The sequence below is a fragment of the Pseudoruegeria sp. HB172150 genome (assembly GCF_013184805.1).
Classification (GTDB): domain Bacteria; phylum Pseudomonadota; class Alphaproteobacteria; order Rhodobacterales; family Rhodobacteraceae; genus Psychromarinibacter.
Window position 1 is genome coordinate 204,589 of the sequence record NZ_JAATNG010000006.1, and the last position, 17,994, is coordinate 222,582.

The following is a 17,994-nucleotide window of genomic DNA, read 5'->3' on the forward strand; positions in this document are numbered from 1 at the left end:
CTGCCGATACATTCAACTTTGACCTGAGAAGTTGGACGGTCTTACCTCCCGCGCCCTGAGATCCATCAACGTCTTGCCCTGTTCCTCGACGAATAGGGCAGGCATTACGTCCAGCGTTTCGATCCGGTCGATGCGCAGGACGGCAAAGTCGGCGCCGGTTTCGCACCAGCAAGTGACGGTCCAGACCCGGCCCCAGTAATCGAGTTTCAGCGGGCGGATCACCCGCCGGCCGAAATCTCCGGCGGGGTCGTCATAGTCGATGGCCAGCTTCTGCCGCGCACGGATCGCGGCGCGGATGCGGGGCATGTGGCGAAAGCCCTGTGCCGCATCCGCGAAGGGATAGACGGCAAAGCCCCAGTTCTTCGGCGCCGTGGCGCGATCCTCTGGCAGCACCGCATCGATCTTGTTGGAAAGCGTCTGCGCCGCCGTGCGGAGTTCCTCGTCGCCGCCTGCGGCCACGGCGGCGAGGCCGAGGTGCAGCGCCTCCAGCTCCGCCAGCGACAGGTTCAGGGGCGGCAGGGTCACCGGGTTGGTCATCTTGTAGCCCAGCCCGCGCTCGCCGCGAACGGGCACGCCCGAGGACATCAGCGTCTCCATGTCGCGCCAGATCGTGCGCTCGCTGACGCCGACGCGTTTCGCCAGATCCACAGCCTTGTGGATGCGCCCGTCGCGCAGCGTCTGGATCAGGGTGTAGAGGCGGTCGGTGCGGCGCATGGCGGTCCCCGTTTCGGCGCAGGTGATTCGGCTGATCTGGCATGATCGGCATCCCCTTAACTGACAAAAACCTGACAGGTGGAATTCCGGCAACCCCAAACACCCCCTCGATGGGCAAAATGTGACCCCGAAATCGGGATATGTGGCGCTTTGCGCCTTCCATGGTGCGCCTGAAATCCATAAACACGGACAGTGATCTTGGACCGGGCCGCCGCGCCGCGGCCTGCTGATGGAGACACCCCATGCTGAACAATATCGGCCTTCCCGGCCTGCTTCTGATCGCCGTCGTCGTGCTGGTGCTTTTCGGGCGCGGCAAGATTTCCTCGCTGATGGGCGAGGTTGGCAAGGGCATCACCGCCTTCAAGAAGGGCGTCGATGACGGAAAGAAAGAGGTCGAGGACTCGGCCGCCACCACCGCCCGCGACGTGACCCCGGAAGAGGAAAAGGACAAGGCCTGATCCGCCTCTGTCCCGGACCGCTCCATGTTTGATCTCGGCTGGACCGAATTACTCCTGATCGGCATCGTGTCGCTGATCGTGGTGGGCCCGAAGGACCTGCCGGGCATGTTCCGCACCCTTGGCCGGTTCACCGGCAAGATGCGCAACATGGCCCGCGAGTTCCAGCGCGCCATGAACGACGCCGCCGACGAGGCCGGGGTGGCGGATGTCACCAAGACGCTGAAATCGGCGACCTCGGCGAAATCGCTGGGGCTCGACAAGCTGAACGCCGCGGCCGACAAGTTCGACAAGTGGGAGCCGGGCAAGACCAAGCCGAAGGCCGAACCGGGCCCCGAGACCGCGAAGCTCTCCGCCGAACGGGCCGAAGCGGCAGAGAAGATCCGCGAAAGCGCCGCAAAGCGGGCCACGGAACGGAAGGCGCGCGAAGCCGCCGAGGCGACCGAGGCGGCCCGCGCCGCCAAGGCGGCCTCCGACGCGGTGTCGAAGCCCGAGACGCCTGAAACACCGGCGGCGGCAGAGACGGCGGCAGCGCCGAAACCGGCGCCCAAAGCGGCCGCCAAGCCCAAGGCGCCGGCGAAATCCGGGGCGACCGCGAAACCGGCCACCGCGGCAAAACCGAAATCCACGGCGAAACCGAAGGCAGCGGCAAAGCCCAAGACGGCGTCCAAGCCCGCTGCGAAACCGAAAGCCGCATCCAAACCCAAGACCGCCACCAAACCCAAGACCACAAAACCGACCAAGCCGGCCAAGGCCAGCGGGGATGACGCGAAATGACCGCTGCCGACGATGACGACATCGACGCCTCCTCGGCCCCGCTGATCGAACACCTCGCCGAGCTGCGCACGCGGCTTATCTGGTCCGTGCTCGCCTTCGTCGTCGGAATGGTGATCTGTTTCTCCTTCGGCGGCGCGATCCTCGATTTCCTGCTGGTCCCGATCGAAAAGACGATGCGGGACCTCGGCAACCCGAACCCGGTGATGCAGTACACCGCGCCGCAGGAATACTTCTTCACCCTGATCCGGATCTCGATGGTGGGCGGCCTCGCGCTGTCCTTCCCGGTGATCGCCTACCAGCTCTGGCGCTTCGTCGCGCCGGGCCTCTACCGGTCGGAAAAGAACGCCTTCCTGCCGTTCCTGATCGCCTCGCCGCTGCTGTTCCTGGCCGGCGCGGCCTTTGCCCATTACGTCGTCGTGCCGCTGGCCATGCGCTTCTTCCTGGGCTTCGCGGATCTGCCCTCCTACGTTTCGGCGATGCTGTCCAACATGATGGCCAGCCCCGAGGGCGTGCCCGAGGCCGAAGACACCAGCCGCGGCATCAGCATCGTCTTCAACGGCAAGGTCAACGAGTCCCTCGACATCACCCTCAAGATGATCGTGGCCTTCGGCATCTGCTTTCAGCTGCCGGTCCTTCTGACGCTGATGGGCAAGGCGGGGCTGGCCAGTTCGCGCGGCCTCAAGGCCACCCGGAAATACGCCGTCGTCGGCATCCTGACCGTCGCCGCGCTGGTGACGCCGCCGGACGTGACCACGCAGGTGATCCTGTTCACCGTCGTCTACGCGCTTTACGAGATCTCGATCTTCCTCGTCGCCCGCGTCGAGAAGAAGAAGGACGAGGAAGCGCGCGCCGAAGGCATCATCGGCGAGGATGAAAGCCTGTTCGACGAGCCGGGCGAAGAGGACGAGCTCGAGAACTACTTCGACACGCTCAAGGATGACGAAGAACCCGAGGACTCCGACGACGAGGACCCGAAGGCGTGAGCGACGAGCTGAGGCGCATCGCCGAGGCGCTGGAGCGGATGCGCCCGGCACCGCTGGCGGCCCCCGATTTCTCCGAAGCCGACGCCTTCGTCTGGCACGTGGATCCCGACCGCCTCGTGCCCGTGGGCAGGGTGAACCGGGTCGACCTGCCGCTGCTGATCGGCATCGACCGCGCCCGCGACACGCTGCTGCAGAACACGCTGCAATTCGCGCGCGGGCTGCCCGCGAACAACGCTCTGCTCTGGGGGTCGCGCGGCATGGGCAAGTCCAGCCTCGTGAAGGCCGTCCATGCCGAGGTGCTGGCGCAGGGCAACGCGCTGAAGATCGTGGAACTGCAGCGCGAGGACCTGCCGAGCGTCGGGCGTCTGCTGGCGCTTTTGCGCGATGCCGGCGAACGTTTCGTCCTGTTCTGCGACGACCTCAGCTTTTCCAACGACGACCAGCATTACAAGTCGCTCAAGGCGGTGCTGGACGGCGGGATCGAGGGGCGGCCGGACAACGTGGTGTTCTACGCCACCTCCAACCGCCGCCACCTGATGCCGCGCGACATGATCGAGAACGAACGGTCGACGGCGATCTCTCCGTCCGAGGCGACGGAGGAAAAGGTCTCGCTCTCCGACCGCTTCGGCCTGTGGCTGGGCTTCCATCCCTGTTCGCAGGACGAATACCTCGCGATGGTCCGCGGCTATTGCGACGCCTACGGGGTCGAGATCAGCGACGACGAGATGCGTGCCGAGGCCATCGAATGGCAGGCCACGCGCGGCGCCCGGTCAGGCCGGGTGGCGTGGCAATATTTCACCGATCTTGCCGGCCGGCGGGGCGTGCGGATCTAGGAGCCGCTCACAGGTGGCCACCCATTGCGACGTCTGCCACGAGCCGTTCGTTCAGAGAACCCGCGCGAACAGCGGCGAAGCCGCCGCGCATCGCCGGGCCGCCCCCGGGCCCGGCGATATGGCTGCCACCAGCGCTTAGCTCATGGCGAAGAGGGGCCTGGCCACTATTAAGCGCCATAGCCCAACGGTTGGATCGCCGCGCCGCGGCCCGCCGGTGCGCGGCTCCGCACGCTTGAATCAGGGACGGGACTCCCGTCACAGCAACCCCTCTTGCTGCGCCTGGAACACGGTCCTGACGGACGCGCGAAAGCCAAGGCTGCGGGCCAGCGAACCGTCGACATGCAGATACCATGGGTTTGACAACGGTTCTGAAATCGACTCCATCTCCACCCCGACCAGTGCTGCAAGCTCGTAGACCGAGGTTGGCGCCTCGTCGGCAATATTGACGATGCGCCCGTCGAACACACCGTCCAGCGCCAGCTTGATCCCTGTCGCGATATCCCGATGGTGGATGGTGCTCATTCGCTGTGCCGGATGCCATTGGCCGGCATGTCCGGGAAGGGCTTCAAGGTGACCGTCGCCGTCTCCGTAAACGAAAGGGAACCGCACGATGGACCAGTTCAGCCCGCTATCGCGCAGTTCCGCTTCCGCCGCCACCTTGCTTGCGGGATAGGCATGGTGCGGGTCGACCGGGTCGTCCTCGCGGCCGGGATGGGCATTGTCGGCGTTGTAGACGTTGCTGGTGCTCGACAGGATAAATCTGGCAGCCGGGGCATGTGCCTTCGCCGCCGCGATCAGATTACGGGTCCCCTCGAGATTGCTTTTCCAGATCAGATCGGTGTCCTTGGTGCGGAAGACGGCCGCCAGATGAACGATCGCCGAGATGCCTTGAACCGCGTTCGCAAGCGTCGCGGGATCAAGGATGTCACCCGTCACAGTCTCCGCGTTCTGAGCGGGCTGCTTTCCCGGTCGCAGGAGAATCCGGCAGTCACATCCCGCCTCCAGGAGCCGCGGAACAAGACGCTCGCCCACAAGTCCGGTCGCGCCGGTTACGAGCACGGTCATTCGGGGTCTCCTGTGCGAAGGCGCTCTTGCAGCCGCTCTGTTGCGGCTTGGAGAACACGGATCGTGGTTGCCAGATCGGCATCATCCATGTCGCCGAATGCGGTTTCGTGGATAAACGAAAGATCGGGGAGGTCTTGCCACAGCTTTTGTCCAGACGGCGTCAATGTCAGAAGCCGCTGGCGCTGATCCTTCTCATTCGCTGCCTGGCTGACGAGGTCTTTCCGGACGAGAGTGGCCACGATCCCGCTCAATGTCGCTCTTTCGAGTTCAAGGGCTCGTCCCAGGTCGCGCTGAACGGTCGGGCCGAACGTTGCCAGATGCCAGAGCACATACCATTGGGTCGAACCAAGGTCGTATGGCCGCAAGGTCGCATCCATAAGGGCGCGGCCCGCGAAGTAGCACCGCTTTGCCCACGCGCCGACCGTCGTGTGCTCGGTGTCGTTGCCTTCATGCATAGGCTATATCTCGTCAGTTAGTTCGCTACCATACAATAATTGCAAGGTAGCGAACTAATTGTCAAGACCACGCCGCGATGCCTCGTTCGGATGGCACGTTACGCGACGGTTTCGGCCGCCGTCAGGAGCTGCGGATCTGTGTGCGGCATTTCCCGTTGTTCCGGGGTGGCCGTCTGCGCGAACCCTAAGCCGCCTCCGACGCCATCTTCCCCACACCGCGCAGGTCGACCAGTTCCAGCGCCTCGCGGCGCTTCAGGTAGATGCGGGCGGTGGGCCCATAGGCGGTCTCGACCGGCTTCACGCCCAGATCGGGGACCAGCGCGGTAAGCTGCGCCAGCACCGGGGCCGGGTACATCTTCAGCGACTGCGGGCCGGGGTAGAAGCTTTCGCTGGGTGTGCCGTTGGCAAAGATCACCTGATGCGCGGCGAACATCAGATGATGATAGGTCACCTGCCGCTTGCCATTGGCAACGCGGACCGGGCCGGGGGCCTCGGCCAGATGCTTGGCGCGCACAAGACGTTCGCCGGGCAGGCCGTGGCGCTCGTCCAGAAGCATGCCGTGCTGCGGCGAAACGACGAGCGGGCTGTTATTGTCGAGCACGCCTTCGGGGATCACCACGGGACGGTTCTGCGGTTCGGCCAGCAGGGCCTCTGCATCGAGGTGGCGCTGGCCGGTCCAGATCAGCCGCTGCGGGCCGTGGTCGCGGGTCTCGACCAGGTCGCCCGCGTGCAGGCTCTCCACCGGAACGTCGCCCGTGGGTGTGCGGATCAGGGTACCGGCGGCAAAGCAGGGCACGCCGGCGGCATTCAGGTTCTCGGCGCCGGAAATCTCGTCCGGCGTGACACCCATAAGCGTGATGCTTTCGCCGTTGGGGAAGGTCAGGACGGCATTGCCGGACCCGTCATCGGTGATCGCGATATCCCAGGATTCGATGCTGCCGCCCTCGGCATCGGTCAGGCCCGACAGGTCCAGCTGGTCCGCGAACTGGCCGTCGCCGTCCTCGTCCGAGGTGTCGAAATCGGTGATGACGTCGTTGCCGTCGCCGGCGCCGATGACGAAGGTATCGTTGCCCTCGCCGCCGGTCATCGTGTCGTCGCCTTCACCGCCGGTAATCGTGTCGGCGCCTTCCTCTCCGTCGATCACGTCGTCGCCGAGGCCGCCGTCGATTACGTCCGCGTTCAGCTCGTCGACATCCGGGATCGTGGTGAAATGCACGTCCGAGACATAGATTGCCTGGGTCAGGTTATGACCGTTGGAATAGCTGATCTCGATCCGCGACACCGGCCCCGCGATCTCCACCAGCGCCGAACCGTCGGATTCGTCCGGGTCGTCCAGGCTGCTGCCGGCGGTGATCGTGTTGCCGTCCACCGTGTCGTCGCCGGACGGCGTGATCGTCACCGTAACGGCGTTGCCGTCGGCGTCGTAGGCGTTGATCGTGATGATATCGACGTGGTTGTTGGGGTAGGAGTCGATGTCGTTGATGCGGAACGACACGTCCTGCACCTCGCCGGTGACCGCGGCGCCGGATGCGGCGGAAAACTCGAAATACGCGCTGGAGGTCGCCCCGCCACCGTTCCCGTAGAGGTACAGGTTCGAGTCGTCGTCGAAACCCTCTCCGCTGCCGACATAGACGTCGTCGGAGGTTTCGACGTTGAACGTCGGGTTGTTGTTGCCGTCGTTCGTGAACGACACGCTGACATCGGTATCGCCGGTATTCTGGGTGAAGCCCGAGGCGACGTTGGTGCCGTCCCCGCCCTGCGCGCTCCAGTCGAGGTATTCGTCGTCGCCCGCGGGGGTGCCGCCGGCATTGTCGCCAAAGATCGTGTCGTTGCCGCTGCCGCCTTCCAGCGTGTCCGCGCCGTCGCCGCCGACGATGCTGTCCGCGCCGGAACCACCATCGACGCTGTCGTCGCCCAGCCCGGCCTCGACCGTGTCGTTGCCGCCGCCCGCCTCGATGACGTTGTCGTTGCCGTCGCTGCCGCCGGCGAACCCGTCATCCACCTGGTCGTTTTCCGGATCGCCGGTGTAGGACCCGTCGATGCTGTCATTCCCGGAGGTCCCGGAAATCACCGCGTCCGGCGCCTCGTAATCCTGCGCGCTGAACACCGGATCGTTGGACTGGACGTTGGGGTTCGAGTCGTAATCGTTGACGGTATAGCTGCGGCCCGCGACCAGCGGGATCTCGGACAGCGTGTAATAGCCGCTGGCAGACCCGTTCTCGACCTCGAACTGCACGATCTGGAACGTCTGCCCGGTGACGTTGTCGGTCACCGTCCACGCGATTTCGGCGTCGACGTTGGAATAGGTCGAGACGTCGTTGCCGACCTGAACCCAGGCGGTCGCGCTTTCGCCCCCGCTGTTGTCGTCGTCAAGCGTATAACCCTGGCTGCCGAATTCGTTGTCGGTGATCGTCGCCTTGCCGACGGCGGCGGACGGTCCGGACCATGTAAAGCTGCTGCCGGTCCCCGACGGGATCAGGTATTGCGGGTTATAGTCGTAGAAGCGGACGTTGTAGACGGCCATGCGGTTTCTCTCATCTCGGCGGGGGCCGGCCGTCCTGTCAGTGACGTCCCAGCGCAGACGCGCCGGGCCCGGACCCTCGCCATGGGGTCCGCCCGGTATGCGGGACCGGCGCGGCCCGGCTGAGGCGACAATCGGACGGTTTTGAGATCAGTCACGCGAAACGGGGGGCGTAAGCCCTTGAAATCAGGTCGAACGTGACGGGAGTTTGGCGCGCATTAACCAAGTTTGCCGCAATACACGGCAGACGGGTCCAGCGCGACGGCAGGCTCCCGCGCCGCCCGGAAGGCCGGGCGGCGCGGGAAAGACTCAGTTGACGTAAGGCACCGGATCGACGCTTTCGAAGCCTTCGCGCACCTCGAAATGCAGGAAGGACGGGCTGCTGTCGCGCACCTCGGCGATGGCCTGGCCGCGGGTCACCTTGTCGCCCTTCTTGGCGGCGATGTTCTGGATGTTGGCGTAGACCGTCAGCAGGTTGTCGGCGTGCCGGATTACCAGGATCGGCACCTGGTCGGTGTCGCGGGTGATCGCGGCGACGGTGCCGTCATCGGCGGCGCGCACCTTGGTGCCGGCGGCCGCTCCGATGTCGACGCCGTCATTTTTGCCCTTGTTGAAGGGGCGGATGATGGACCCGGAAACCGGCATCATCAGCCGGCCACCGGATTCGGCGGTGCGCTCCTTGCTGAGATCGGGCGAGGGCGGCGGCGCGGCCGAGGCGACCTCGCTCTCCTCGGGCAGCGGCCGCGAGGCGCTGGGCGGCTCCGGAACGGTGCTGCCCTGGCCGGGGGCCGAGGTGGTGTCCAGTGGCGCCGCGCGTTCCGGCTGGCCGGCCGTCGCGACCGGAACCAGCAGGTACTGGCCTTCGCGGACGGTCATCTGCGAATCCATGCCGTTCCAGTCGGCCAGCGACCGGACCGAGACGTTGTAGAGCCGGGCGATGGAATAGGCGGTCTCGCCGCGCACCACCTTGTGGCGAACCGGCTCCGGTCCGGGCTGCGCCTTGGCGGCGGAGGCCGGGGCGGGTGCCGGGTCGAGCGTCGTGGTCGTCACCGAAGACGGCGGCCGGACGGTGCCGGTACCGGCACGATCCAGCGCACCGCTGGCCAGCGAGTTGATGTCGACAGTGCCGTTTGCCCCGGCTCCGGTTCCGACAGGGCCGGGCAGGGCGATCACCTCGCCCTTGCGCAGCGGCACGGTCGCGCCGATGCCGTTGTGCTTTGCCAGCATGTTCGGATCGACACCAAGCCGCTGCGCGATCGAGGCGATCGTGTCACCCTCCTGCGCCACCGCGACCTGGAAGTTCGGGTAGGTTATCACCCCGCGCGCATCCGGGTTCGGCCGCCTTTCGGTGGCCAGCCGGGTCGCGTCGGTCGTGTCGAACCCGCCGCTCAGATCGCGCATGTCGACGTCGAAGCCGCCGGAGCATGCGCCAAGCGCGAATAGGCTCGCGGAAACAAATAGCACGGATGCCTTGCGTAAGCGGAAATCTGCCATCGCTCGTCCTCTCGGTTCCCCGTTGTTGCCCGGGGTCTTGCCGTCAGTCCTGTCCCAGTCCCTCGATCAGAGGCACAAAACGTACCGGGGCCAATTCGTCATACTCCAGTCCAGACTCGGTTTTTGTCACCTTTATGAGACTCTGGACCGCGTCAGACTGGCCGACCGGCAATACCATAATACCGCCAACACGCAATTGCGCCAATAGCGGACCGGGAGGATCCTCGGCCGCTGCGGTAACGACGATACGGTCAAAGGGCGACTGGTCGGGCAGGCCGAAGCTTCCGTCGCCTGCAATCGTCGTGATGTTGGACAGGCTCAGCCGGTCGAAAAGCGCCCGCGCTTCGGCCACCAGCGTGCGGTGGCGCTCGATGGTATAGACCCGCCGGGCCAGCAGGCTGAGGATCGCCGCCTGGTAGCCCGAGCCGGTTCCGACCTCCAGAACCTTGTCGCGCGGCTGCACGTTCAGCGCCTGCGTCATCAGTCCCACGATGCCCGGCTGGCTGATGGTCTGGCCGCAGGCGATGGGCAGCGGCAGGTCGTCATAGGCGCGTTCCGCGAAATGGCCGCGCACGAACTCGCCGCGGTCGATCTTTTCCATCGCTTCCAACACGCGCTTGTCCGTCACTCCCTTCGAGCGGAGAGCGAAGAGGAACTGCATCGTGCGTTCTGCGTCCATGGTCATGGCTGCCCCCAGCATGCGATTACTCCAGCGCCTCCGTCAGTTCGTCCAGCACGTCATGGGCGGTCAGGTCGCAGCGCATCGGCGTGACCGACACATAGCCTTCCAGGTTGACCTGGTTGTCGGTGCCGGGCGCGGATTCCACGTGCTGCGGCCCGCCCTTGATCCAGACGAATTTCCGGCCCGAGGGCGAGAAATGCGGCTCGGTGCTGAACTTGGTGCCCGGCCGCAGACCCTGCCGTGCGGCGCGCAGCCCCTTGACCCCGGCGGCCGGGACCGGCGGGAAGTTCACGCTGTAGAAGATGCCGTATTCGCCGTTGCCCCACTGGCCGTGGTCAAGGATCCTGCGCACCGTCTGCGCCCCGACGGCGGCGGCGGCCTCGAACGGATCGTCGAGCGCGGCATTGCCGGGGCCGAAATACTGGCTGAGCGCGATCGCCTTCAGCCCCTGCAGCGCGCCTTCCATCGCGCCGCCGATGGTGCCGGAATAGAGCGTGTTCTCGGCGGCGTTGTTGCCGCGGTTCACACCCGACAGCACCAGGTCGGGCGCGTTGCCGCCCAGCACGTCGTGGATGCCGGCCAGCACGCAGTCGGCGGGCGAGCCCTCGGCCGCGAACCGGCGCGGCGCCAGTTCGGCAACCATGGTGGGATGGGTGTAGGAAATCATGTGCCCGACGCCCGACTGCTCGAAGGCGGGGGCGACCGTCCAGACTTCTCCCGCTTCGCCGGCGACGGCCTCTGCGATGGCCTCCAGCACGGTCAGGCCGGGCGCGTTGATGCCGTCGTCATTGGTGATCAGGATGCGCATGGGAGGGCCTTTCGGTGGATACGAACCTGTCTAGAACAGGTGCGGCGCGATTTGAATCCGGTTTTGTCCGGAATGGCGCGCATGTCGCTTGCGAGTCACTGTTTTGGCGGCGGCGGTGATTGGCGGGGCGGGTTCGGATCGCTGTCGCGATCCGACCGGCTGGGGGGCTCTGCCCCCCAGACCCCCCGGGATATTTCCGACCAGAAGAAGGAGCCGGGATTGCGTCCCCACGCCGACGTTTGCGCTAACACGCCTGAAATCAATAACTTGACCCCCCGTCCCCACGGGGACGCCCGTCAGAGCCGGCCCAGATAGACCCTGTATTCGGCCGTCGTGATCTCCGAGGTCAGCTTGGCGATCTCATCGTATTTCAGGGTCGCATAGATATGCTGGAAGCTCTCGCCGAAGATGTCCCGGATGAAGGCCGAGGCGGCGAAGGCATCCACCGCGTGGCGCCAGTCATGCCCCAGCGGCGCCGGTTCCTCCCAGTTCGGATCCTCGATCGGCAGCGGCGGCGGCAGCTTGCGGTCGAGCCCGTAGAGGACGCCTCCCAGGATGGCCGTGATCGCCAGGTAGGGGTTGCAGTCGGCGCCGCCGATCCGGTGCTCCAGCCGGGCGGCGGGGCCTTCGGTATCCGGCAGCCGGATCGCCGCCCCCCGGTGGTCGATCCCCCAGTCCGGCAGGTTCGGAGAGAAGCTGCCCGGCGCGAACCGCCGGAACGAGTTCATGTGCGGTGCCAGCACCGCCTGCGACTCCGCCATGGTCTCCAGCACGCCCGCCACCGCGAAGCCCAGCGTGTCGGCGATCCCGCCGCATCCGTCCCCGCCATGCCGGAAGATGTTCCCGCTCTCGTCGGCGACACTGACATGAACATGCATGCCGTTGCCCGGATGCTCGGCATAGGGCTTGGCCATGAAGGTGGCTTCCATGTCGTGCCGCTGCACCACGCCACGCACCAGCCGCCGGAACAGCACCGCGGTATCCGCCGCCTCCAGCACGTCGTCAGTATGGTGGAAGTTGATCTCGTACTGGCCCGGCCCGTATTCAGCGATCAGGCTGTCGGTGGCGAGGCCCTGGATCGCGCAGGCCTGCTGGATCTCGGTCAGGATCTCCTGCGTCCGGTCGAGGACGTTCAACTCGTAGTTCTGCGCCTCGGGCGCGTGCGGCGGCGGGCAGGGGGCCTCTTCCGGCGTCTCGCGCGGGGTAAGGAGGTAGAACTCCAGTTCGCTTGCGATCACCGGCTTCAGGCCGCGGGCGGCGAAGCGGTCGACCATGGCGGCGAGCTTGCCGCGGGTCGAAAGGTCGGAGATCGTCTCGCCGTCCTCGCCCATCTCGCACTGCACCTGCGCCACATGTCCGTCGGCCCAGGGAACGGGCTTCAGCGTGCCCGGCACGGGCATCATGATCCCGTCCGGGTCGCCTATTGCAAGGCCGAGGCCGGTTTCCGGGATATCCTCGCCCATGATGTTCGGCGCGTAGGTCGAGAGTGGCAGGCGCACGGCGCCGCTGACCAGTTTTTTTGCGTCATTGCCGGGCAGCCACTTGCCACGATGGATGGCGTTTATATCGGGCAACAGCAGCTCGATACGATCTGGCTGGCCATGCTTCGCCTCGTAGGCGGCGAACTCGTCAAGGAAATCGGTCATGCTGCGACCGCCGCCTGTTCCTCGCGCTGGCGGGCGGCGATGGCGCGCTTCGACAGCAGCGACGCAGTGATCACGCCGACGGCCACGATGCCGATCAGGATGGTGGAAAGCGCGTTGATTTCGGGCGAGACGCCGAGGCGGACCGAAGACCAGATTTTCATCGGAAGCGTGGTGGCCGACGGGCCGGAGGTAAACGAGGCGATCACGAGGTCATCGAGTGAAAGAGTGAATGCAAGCAGCCATCCCGATATCACGGCGGGCGCGATGATCGGAAGCGTGACCAAGCGGAACGCTTCAAAGGGTGAACAGCCGAGGTCCAGTGCCGCCTCTTCCAGCGAGGTGTCGAAGGAGACGAGGCGCGAGGAAACGACGACCGACACATAGCACATAGCGAAAGTGGTATGCGCCAGGACGATGGTGAAGATGCCTCGGTCGAGCCCGATACTGATGAACAGCAAAAGCAACGACAGGCCGGTTATGACTTCGGGCATCACGAGAGGGGCGTAGATCATACCCGAGAACAGCGTGCGGCCGGGGAAGCGGCCGGAGCGGACGATGACGTAGGCCGCCATCGTCCCGAGCAGCGTGGCCAGGGTCGAGGAGAACAGCGCCACGCGGAGCGTCACCCAGGCGGCATCCAGGAACGCCTCGTTGCGGAACAGCTCGCCGTACCACTTGGTCGAGAAGCCGGCCCAAACAGTCACCAGCTTCGACTCGTTAAAGCTGTAGATGATGAGGATCAGCATCGGCAGGTAAAGGAAGGCGAAGCCGAGCGTCAGCGAGGTGGCGTTGAACCATGAGAAACGCCTCATTTGCCAGCCTCCCGCTGTTTCTGTTCGTTGCGCTGGAACAGCACGATCGGGATCACCAGGATCAGGAGCAGGATGACCGCCACGGCGGAGGCCACCGGCCAGTCGCGGTTGGAGAAGAATTCCTCCCACAGTACCTTGCCGATCATCAGAGTCTGCGAGCCGCCCAGCAGCGACGGGATCACGAACTCGCCAATGGTCGGGATGAAGACGAGGAAGCAGCCGGCGACAATGCCCGGCAGAGACAGCGGGATTGTCACCAGCCAGAAAGCGGAGAAGCGTGAGCAGCCGAGATCCTCGGCGGCCTCGAGTAGAGAAATGTCCATCTTTTCGAGCGTCGCGTAGATCGGCAGGATCATGAACGGCAGGTAGGTATAGACGATGCCGATATAGACCGCTGCATTCGTGTTCAGGATCGTCAGCGGATCAGAAATGATGCCGAGCGCCAGAAGGACCTGGTTCAGGTAGCCCTCTGAACTGAGGATGCCCATCCAGGAATAGACCCGGATCAGGAAGCTGGTCCAGAACGGCAGGATCACAAGCATCAGCAGCATCGGGCGCCAGCTTTCCTCGGCGCGCGCCATGCCGTAGGCGATAGGATAGCCGACCAGCAGGGTCAGGAAGGTGGCGACCGCGGCGATCTTGAGGCTGGAGAGATAGGCGCGCCAGTAAAGATCGTCGGTGGTCAGGAAGATGTAGTTCTCGAAATCGAGCTGCGAGAAGAAGTCGCGGATGCCTGCCCAGCCCTGCGACAGGTCGAGCTGCGGTGTGTAGGGCGGGATCGACAGAGCGAGATCCGACAGCGAGATCTTGAAGACGATCACGAAGGGGATCAGGAAAAGCGCCAGCAGCCAGATGAACGGAATGCCGATAAGGATCGCGCGGCGCATTCCTATTGCTCCAGCAGGACGGCGCAGCCGACGGTCCAGTTGACCCAGACCTGGTCGTCCCAGGTGAAGACCTGCCGCGTGCTGCGGTCGGTGTTGAAGTTCTGGGCGCGAATGATCTGACCGTTGCCCAATTCGACATGGTAGGTCGACAGGTTGCCGAGATAGCCGATGTCGATGATCTTGCCGGGCAGGACATTGTCGTCCTCGGGCTTCACGTGGCTGATCTCGACCTTTTCAGGCCGGACCGCAACGAAGCAGCTTTGACCGTTAGAGAGCTCCAGCGGCGAGCGGCATTTCAAAGGTGGCTGGCCCTCAGCCCAAGTGAATTCGTAGTAGCCGTCCGCCTTTTTCGCGGTGCCCTGGAAGATCGTCACCTCGCCGATGAAGTCGGCGACGTAGACGGTGTTGGGGTTCTCGTAGATCTGCGGCGGCGTGGCGACCTGCTTGAGCTGACCGTGATCCATGACCGCGACGCGGGAGGCGACGGTCATCGCCTCTTCCTGATCGTGAGTCACGATCACGAAGGTGGTCCCGGTCTTTTCCTGGATATCCATCAGCTCGAACTGGGTTTCCTCGCGCAGCTTCTTGTCGAGGGCGCCGAGCGGTTCGTCGAGCAGGAGGAGTTTCGGCGCCTTGGCGAGGGCGCGGGCGAGGGCGACGCGCTGGCGCTGGCCGCCAGAAATCTGGTGCGGCTTGCGGGCGGCGAATTGTTGCAGCTGGACGAGGCGCAGCATTTCCTCGACGCGCGCGTGGATCTCGTCCTTGGGCTTGCCTTCTCGCTTCAGCCCGAAGGCAATGTTGTCGCGCACGGTAAGGTGCGGAAACAGCGCGTAGGACTGGAACATCATGTTGGTGGCGCGCTGGTTGGGCGGGATCGGGGCCTGATCGGTGCCGTCGAGCAGGATCGTGCCTTCGCTGGGAGTCTCGAACCCGGCAAGCATCCGCATCAGGGTGGTCTTGCCGCAGCCGGAGGGACCGAGCAGCGCGAAGAACTCACGTGCGTAGATGTCGAGGGTGACATTGTCGATGGCGGTGAAGTCGCCGAAACGCTTTGTGACCCCCTTGAACTGGATCAGGGGCCTGGCGTTCGGATCGTCCCACGGGGCGAAGACTTCCTGCGGGCTCATTGCGCGGTCCCCCCGATGGTCCGGGGGAACCGTGACTTTGCGGTTTCGGGCACGCGCAAGCTCAGATGCCCGATTTCACTTTGGTCCAGAGACGCGTGACGTCGCGCTGCACCTTCGGCGGGTAGGGGGTGAAGGTGTAGAGGTTTTCGAGCGTGGCCTCGTCCGGGTAGATCGCGGTGTCACCGATCACATCCTCGACAAGGTATTCCTGCGACGCGAGGTTGCCGTTGGCGTAGTAGACATAGTTCGAGGCAGCCGCCATGTTCTCGGCATCCATGATGAAGTTCAGGAAGACATGCGCGGCGTCCGGGTTCGGCGCATCGGCCGGGATTGCCATCTGGTCGAACCACATAAGCGCGCCTTCCTTCGGTGCGTTGTAGACGACCTCCACACCGTTATCGGCTTCGGCGGCGCGGTCGCGGGCCTGAAGGATGTCGCCCGACCACCCGAATGCCACGCAGATGTCGCCGTTAGCGAGCGCGTTGATGTACTCGGACGAGTGGAACTTCTGGATGTAGGGCCGCACGGCCAGCAGAACTTCCTCGGCCTTGGCGATGACCTCGGGGTCTTTGCTGTCCGGATCCTCGCCGATGTATTTCAGTGCGGCCGGGATCACTTCGGTCGGAGCGTCAAGGAAATGCACGCCGCATTCGGCGAGCTTCTCCATGTTCGCCGGATCGAAGATCAGGGCGAGGCTGTCGAGGGGCGCATCCTCACCCAGAGCTTCTGTCACTTCGCCGACATTGGCACCAATGCCGGTGGTGCCCCACATGTAGTTGATCGAGTACTGCTGGCCCGGATCGTAGGTTTCCGTGCGTTCCTTGATCACGTCCCAGAGGTTCTCGGCGTTGGGCAGCTTGTCGTAGTCGAGCGGCTGGAAGGCACCGGCCGCTATCTGGCGCTGCAGGAAAGAGCCGGTGGGCACGACGACGTCATAGCCGGAGCCGCCGGCGAGCATCTTGGTTTCAAGCACCTCATTCGAGTCGAAGACGTCGTAGACCAGGTCGATGCCGGTTTCTTCCTCGAACTTGCTCAGCAGCTCTTCGTCGATGTAGTCGGACCAGTTGTAGACGTGGACCTCTTCTGCGGAAGCGGCGCTTGCCACGAGTGCGGCGGCGGCCAGGGCTGCGGAATTCAGTCTCATTGGATGTTCCCCTGTTGTGTCGGAGAGTCGGCGCTCTCTCGGTTGGGCATTTGAACGAATATATTTATCCCCCGCAACTGGGATTTGTGGACGTAGCGTAGCCGTGACGCCGGGTTCGATTGCCCATTGACCGCGCCGCGCGGGCCCATACCTTGGCCGCCGTTCGAGTTACCCCAGGAGCCGCCATGTCGCAGATCACCAACCACCTGCCCACCGCCGAACTTCAGGTACTGGATGCGGCGCATCACCTGCACCCTTTCACGGATGGCGATGCTCTCAATGCAAAGGGTGTCCGGATCATCACGCGGGCTGACGGCGCGGTGCTTACCGACAGCGAAGGCTTGGAAATGCTGGACGGAATGGCGGGGCTGTGGTGCGTGAACATCGGCTACGGTCGGCCGGAGTTGGCGCAGGTGGCGGCGGATCAGATGCGGCAGCTTCCGTACTACAACACGTTCTTCCAGACGACTCATATTCCGGCCCTCGCATTGGCAGCTCGTATTGCCGAGGTCGCTCCGGAGGGCATGGACCATGTCTTCTATGCAGGCTCCGGTTCGGAAGCGAACGACACAAATATCCGCCTCGTGCGGCATTATTGGGCGTCGCAAGGAAAACCGGACAAACGAATCATCATATCGCGCCGCAATGGTTACCACGGCTCGACCATGGGTTCCGCCAGCCTAGGCGGCATGAGCGGTATGCACGCACAGGGCGGCCTGCCGATCCCGGATATCGAGCACATCGGCCAGCCGTTCTGGTATGGTGAAGGCGGTGACACGGATCCGCAGGACTTCGGCCTTGCCAGGGCGCGGGAACTTGAAGCGAAGATCGCCGAGCTTGGCGAGGACAATGTGGCGGCCTTCATCGCTGAGCCGATCCAGGGCGCGGGCGGCGTTATCATCCCGCCAGAGAGCTACTGGCCCGAGATCCAGCGGATTTGCGATCAACACGAGATTTTGCTGATCGCCGACGAGGTGATCTGCGGGTTCGGGCGCACTGGCGAGTGGTTTGGCTGCCAGGCGCTGAACATCCGTCCGGATATCATGACCATCGCCAAGGGTCTGACCTCTGGATACCAGCCGCTGGGCGGTTCGATTGTCCGCAAGGAAGTTGCCGAGGCGATAAACGCCGCGGGCGAATTCGCACACGGTTACACTTATTCCGGCCACCCGGTCGCTGCCGCTGTGGCTCTGGAGAACCTGCGCATCCTCGAGGAGGACGGGATAATTACCCATGCGCGCGAGGTTGCAGCACCTTATCTGGCCGAGAAGTGGGCAACACTGGCAGACCATCCGATGGTGGACGATGCGCGCACCTTTGGCATGCTTGGTGGCTTGCAGCTGACGCCCGACAAATCCGCCCGCGCTAAATTCAAGGCCGACGTTGGTACCGTGGGTCTGCGGTGTCGCGAAAGGTGCTTCGGCAACGGGCTGGTCATGCGGCATGTCGGAGACCGGATGATCATCTCTCCGCCACTGATCCTTACCCCGGCACAGATCGATACTCTGGTCGAACGCGCCTGGCAGTCGATCGACGAAACATTCCTGGCTGTGAGACGGGACGGTTTGTTCGAAGCGATGTGATTGTCTGG

17 protein-coding genes are annotated in these 17,994 nt (G+C 64.5%); 5 read left to right on the plus strand and 12 right to left on the minus strand.

The window, feature by feature from the left end; genetic code table 11:
- Window positions 1-12: 12 nt before the first annotated feature.
- A complete protein-coding gene (locus tag HCO70_RS21455) occupies window positions 13-714 on the minus strand; it encodes a YafY family protein (protein ID WP_172299936.1) in 702 nt (233 codons plus the stop codon).
- A 242-nt stretch (window positions 715-956) separates the two neighbouring features.
- Between HCO70_RS21455 and HCO70_RS21460 the strand changes: the two genes are divergently transcribed.
- Genes HCO70_RS21460 through HCO70_RS21475 form a run of 4 tightly spaced genes read left to right on the plus strand, consistent with a single transcriptional unit; the run spans window position 957 to window position 3,762 of the window.
- A complete protein-coding gene (locus HCO70_RS21460) occupies window positions 957-1,172 on the plus strand; it encodes a twin-arginine translocase TatA/TatE family subunit (protein WP_172299937.1) in 216 nt (71 codons plus the stop codon).
- Between the two features lie 24 nt (window positions 1,173-1,196).
- On the plus strand, window positions 1,197-1,946 hold the full coding sequence (gene tatB / locus HCO70_RS21465; protein ID WP_172299938.1) for a Sec-independent protein translocase protein TatB: 750 nt from the start codon (window positions 1,197-1,199) through the stop codon (window positions 1,944-1,946).
- Window positions 1,943-2,929, plus strand: coding sequence for a twin-arginine translocase subunit TatC (gene tatC, locus HCO70_RS21470; RefSeq protein WP_172299939.1), 987 nt, complete (start codon window positions 1,943-1,945; stop codon window positions 2,927-2,929). The genes tatB and tatC overlap by 4 nt, the downstream gene beginning before the upstream one ends.
- Window positions 2,926-3,762: a DUF815 domain-containing protein gene (locus HCO70_RS21475; RefSeq protein WP_172299940.1), complete on the plus strand. Its 837-nt coding sequence runs from the start codon at window positions 2,926-2,928 to the stop codon at window positions 3,760-3,762. The genes tatC and HCO70_RS21475 overlap by 4 nt, the downstream gene beginning before the upstream one ends.
- A 255-nt stretch (window positions 3,763-4,017) precedes the next feature.
- On the opposite strand, the gene HCO70_RS21480 is transcribed toward HCO70_RS21475, so the two are convergent.
- The 11 genes from HCO70_RS21480 to HCO70_RS21530 form a co-directional block, all read right to left on the minus strand.
- Window positions 4,018-4,827 carry an NAD(P)-dependent oxidoreductase gene (locus HCO70_RS21480; RefSeq protein ID WP_172299941.1) on the minus strand — a complete coding sequence of 270 codons (810 nt, stop codon included), beginning with the start codon at window positions 4,825-4,827 and terminating at the stop codon, window positions 4,018-4,020.
- Complete coding sequence (locus tag HCO70_RS21485) at window positions 4,824-5,282, minus strand: MarR family winged helix-turn-helix transcriptional regulator (RefSeq protein ID WP_172299942.1); 459 nt, start codon at window positions 5,280-5,282, stop codon at window positions 4,824-4,826. The genes HCO70_RS21480 and HCO70_RS21485 overlap by 4 nt, the downstream gene beginning before the upstream one ends.
- A 184-nt stretch (window positions 5,283-5,466) precedes the next feature.
- Window positions 5,467-7,806: a Hint domain-containing protein gene (locus tag HCO70_RS21490; protein ID WP_172299943.1), complete on the minus strand. Its 2,340-nt coding sequence runs from the start codon at window positions 7,804-7,806 to the stop codon at window positions 5,467-5,469.
- A gap of 306 nt (window positions 7,807-8,112) precedes the next feature.
- Window positions 8,113-9,297 (minus strand): peptidoglycan DD-metalloendopeptidase family protein, encoded by a 1,185-nt coding sequence (locus HCO70_RS21495; RefSeq protein ID WP_172299944.1) that lies wholly within the window; start codon window positions 9,295-9,297, stop codon window positions 8,113-8,115.
- 43 nt (window positions 9,298-9,340) lie between these two features.
- A complete protein-coding gene (locus HCO70_RS21500) occupies window positions 9,341-9,982 on the minus strand; it encodes a protein-L-isoaspartate(D-aspartate) O-methyltransferase (protein ID WP_172299945.1) in 642 nt (213 codons plus the stop codon).
- Between the two features lie 19 nt (window positions 9,983-10,001).
- Entirely contained in the window at window positions 10,002-10,787 is a 786-nt protein-coding gene (gene surE / locus HCO70_RS21505; RefSeq protein ID WP_172299946.1) for a 5'/3'-nucleotidase SurE, read from the minus strand.
- A 296-nt stretch (window positions 10,788-11,083) separates the two neighbouring features.
- Entirely contained in the window at window positions 11,084-12,433 is a 1,350-nt protein-coding gene (locus tag HCO70_RS21510) for a glutamine synthetase family protein (protein ID WP_172299947.1), read from the minus strand.
- Window positions 12,430-13,245, minus strand: coding sequence for an ABC transporter permease (locus HCO70_RS21515; protein ID WP_172299948.1), 816 nt, complete (start codon window positions 13,243-13,245; stop codon window positions 12,430-12,432). Before HCO70_RS21515 ends, HCO70_RS21510 begins: the two co-directional genes overlap by 4 nt.
- Window positions 13,242-14,132, minus strand: a complete 891-nt coding sequence (locus HCO70_RS21520) for an ABC transporter permease subunit (protein ID WP_172299949.1) — start codon at window positions 14,130-14,132, stop codon at window positions 13,242-13,244. The genes HCO70_RS21515 and HCO70_RS21520 overlap by 4 nt, the downstream gene beginning before the upstream one ends.
- 2 nt (window positions 14,133-14,134) lie before the next feature.
- On the minus strand, window positions 14,135-15,259 hold the full coding sequence (locus HCO70_RS21525) for an ABC transporter ATP-binding protein (protein ID WP_172299950.1): 1,125 nt from the start codon (window positions 15,257-15,259) through the stop codon (window positions 14,135-14,137).
- Window positions 15,260-15,320: 61 nt separating this feature from the next.
- Window positions 15,321-16,403, minus strand: coding sequence for a polyamine ABC transporter substrate-binding protein (locus HCO70_RS21530; protein ID WP_172299951.1), 1,083 nt, complete (start codon window positions 16,401-16,403; stop codon window positions 15,321-15,323).
- Window positions 16,404-16,588: 185 nt separating this feature from the next.
- On the opposite strand from HCO70_RS21530, the gene HCO70_RS21535 reads away from it, so the two are divergent.
- Window positions 16,589-17,986, plus strand: coding sequence for an aspartate aminotransferase family protein (locus tag HCO70_RS21535; protein WP_172299952.1), 1,398 nt, complete (start codon window positions 16,589-16,591; stop codon window positions 17,984-17,986).
- Window positions 17,987-17,994: the final 8 nt, after the last annotated feature.

Coding starts and splice junctions, on each gene's coding strand:
- HCO70_RS21455 (WP_172299936.1), bottom strand. CDS start 714: ATGCGCCGCACCGACCGCCTCTACACCCTGATCCAGACGCTGCGCGAC.
- HCO70_RS21460 (WP_172299937.1), top strand. CDS start 957: ATGCTGAACAATATCGGCCTTCCCGGCCTGCTTCTGATCGCCGTCGTC.
- tatB (WP_172299938.1), top strand. CDS start 1,197: ATGTTTGATCTCGGCTGGACCGAATTACTCCTGATCGGCATCGTGTCG.
- tatC (WP_172299939.1), top strand. CDS start 1,943: ATGACCGCTGCCGACGATGACGACATCGACGCCTCCTCGGCCCCGCTG.
- HCO70_RS21480 (WP_172299941.1), bottom strand. CDS start 4,827: ATGACCGTGCTCGTAACCGGCGCGACCGGACTTGTGGGCGAGCGTCTT.
- HCO70_RS21485 (WP_172299942.1), bottom strand. CDS start 5,282: ATGCATGAAGGCAACGACACCGAGCACACGACGGTCGGCGCGTGGGCA.
- HCO70_RS21490 (WP_172299943.1), bottom strand. CDS start 7,806: ATGGCCGTCTACAACGTCCGCTTCTACGACTATAACCCGCAATACCTG.
- HCO70_RS21495 (WP_172299944.1), bottom strand. CDS start 9,297: ATGGCAGATTTCCGCTTACGCAAGGCATCCGTGCTATTTGTTTCCGCG.
- HCO70_RS21500 (WP_172299945.1), bottom strand. CDS start 9,982: ATGACCATGGACGCAGAACGCACGATGCAGTTCCTCTTCGCTCTCCGC.
- surE (WP_172299946.1), bottom strand. CDS start 10,787: ATGCGCATCCTGATCACCAATGACGACGGCATCAACGCGCCCGGCCTG.
- HCO70_RS21510 (WP_172299947.1), bottom strand. CDS start 12,433: ATGACCGATTTCCTTGACGAGTTCGCCGCCTACGAGGCGAAGCATGGC.
- HCO70_RS21515 (WP_172299948.1), bottom strand. CDS start 13,245: ATGAGGCGTTTCTCATGGTTCAACGCCACCTCGCTGACGCTCGGCTTC.
- HCO70_RS21520 (WP_172299949.1), bottom strand. CDS start 14,132: ATGCGCCGCGCGATCCTTATCGGCATTCCGTTCATCTGGCTGCTGGCG.
- HCO70_RS21525 (WP_172299950.1), bottom strand. CDS start 15,259: ATGAGCCCGCAGGAAGTCTTCGCCCCGTGGGACGATCCGAACGCCAGG.
- HCO70_RS21530 (WP_172299951.1), bottom strand. CDS start 16,403: ATGAGACTGAATTCCGCAGCCCTGGCCGCCGCCGCACTCGTGGCAAGC.
- HCO70_RS21535 (WP_172299952.1), top strand. CDS start 16,589: ATGTCGCAGATCACCAACCACCTGCCCACCGCCGAACTTCAGGTACTG.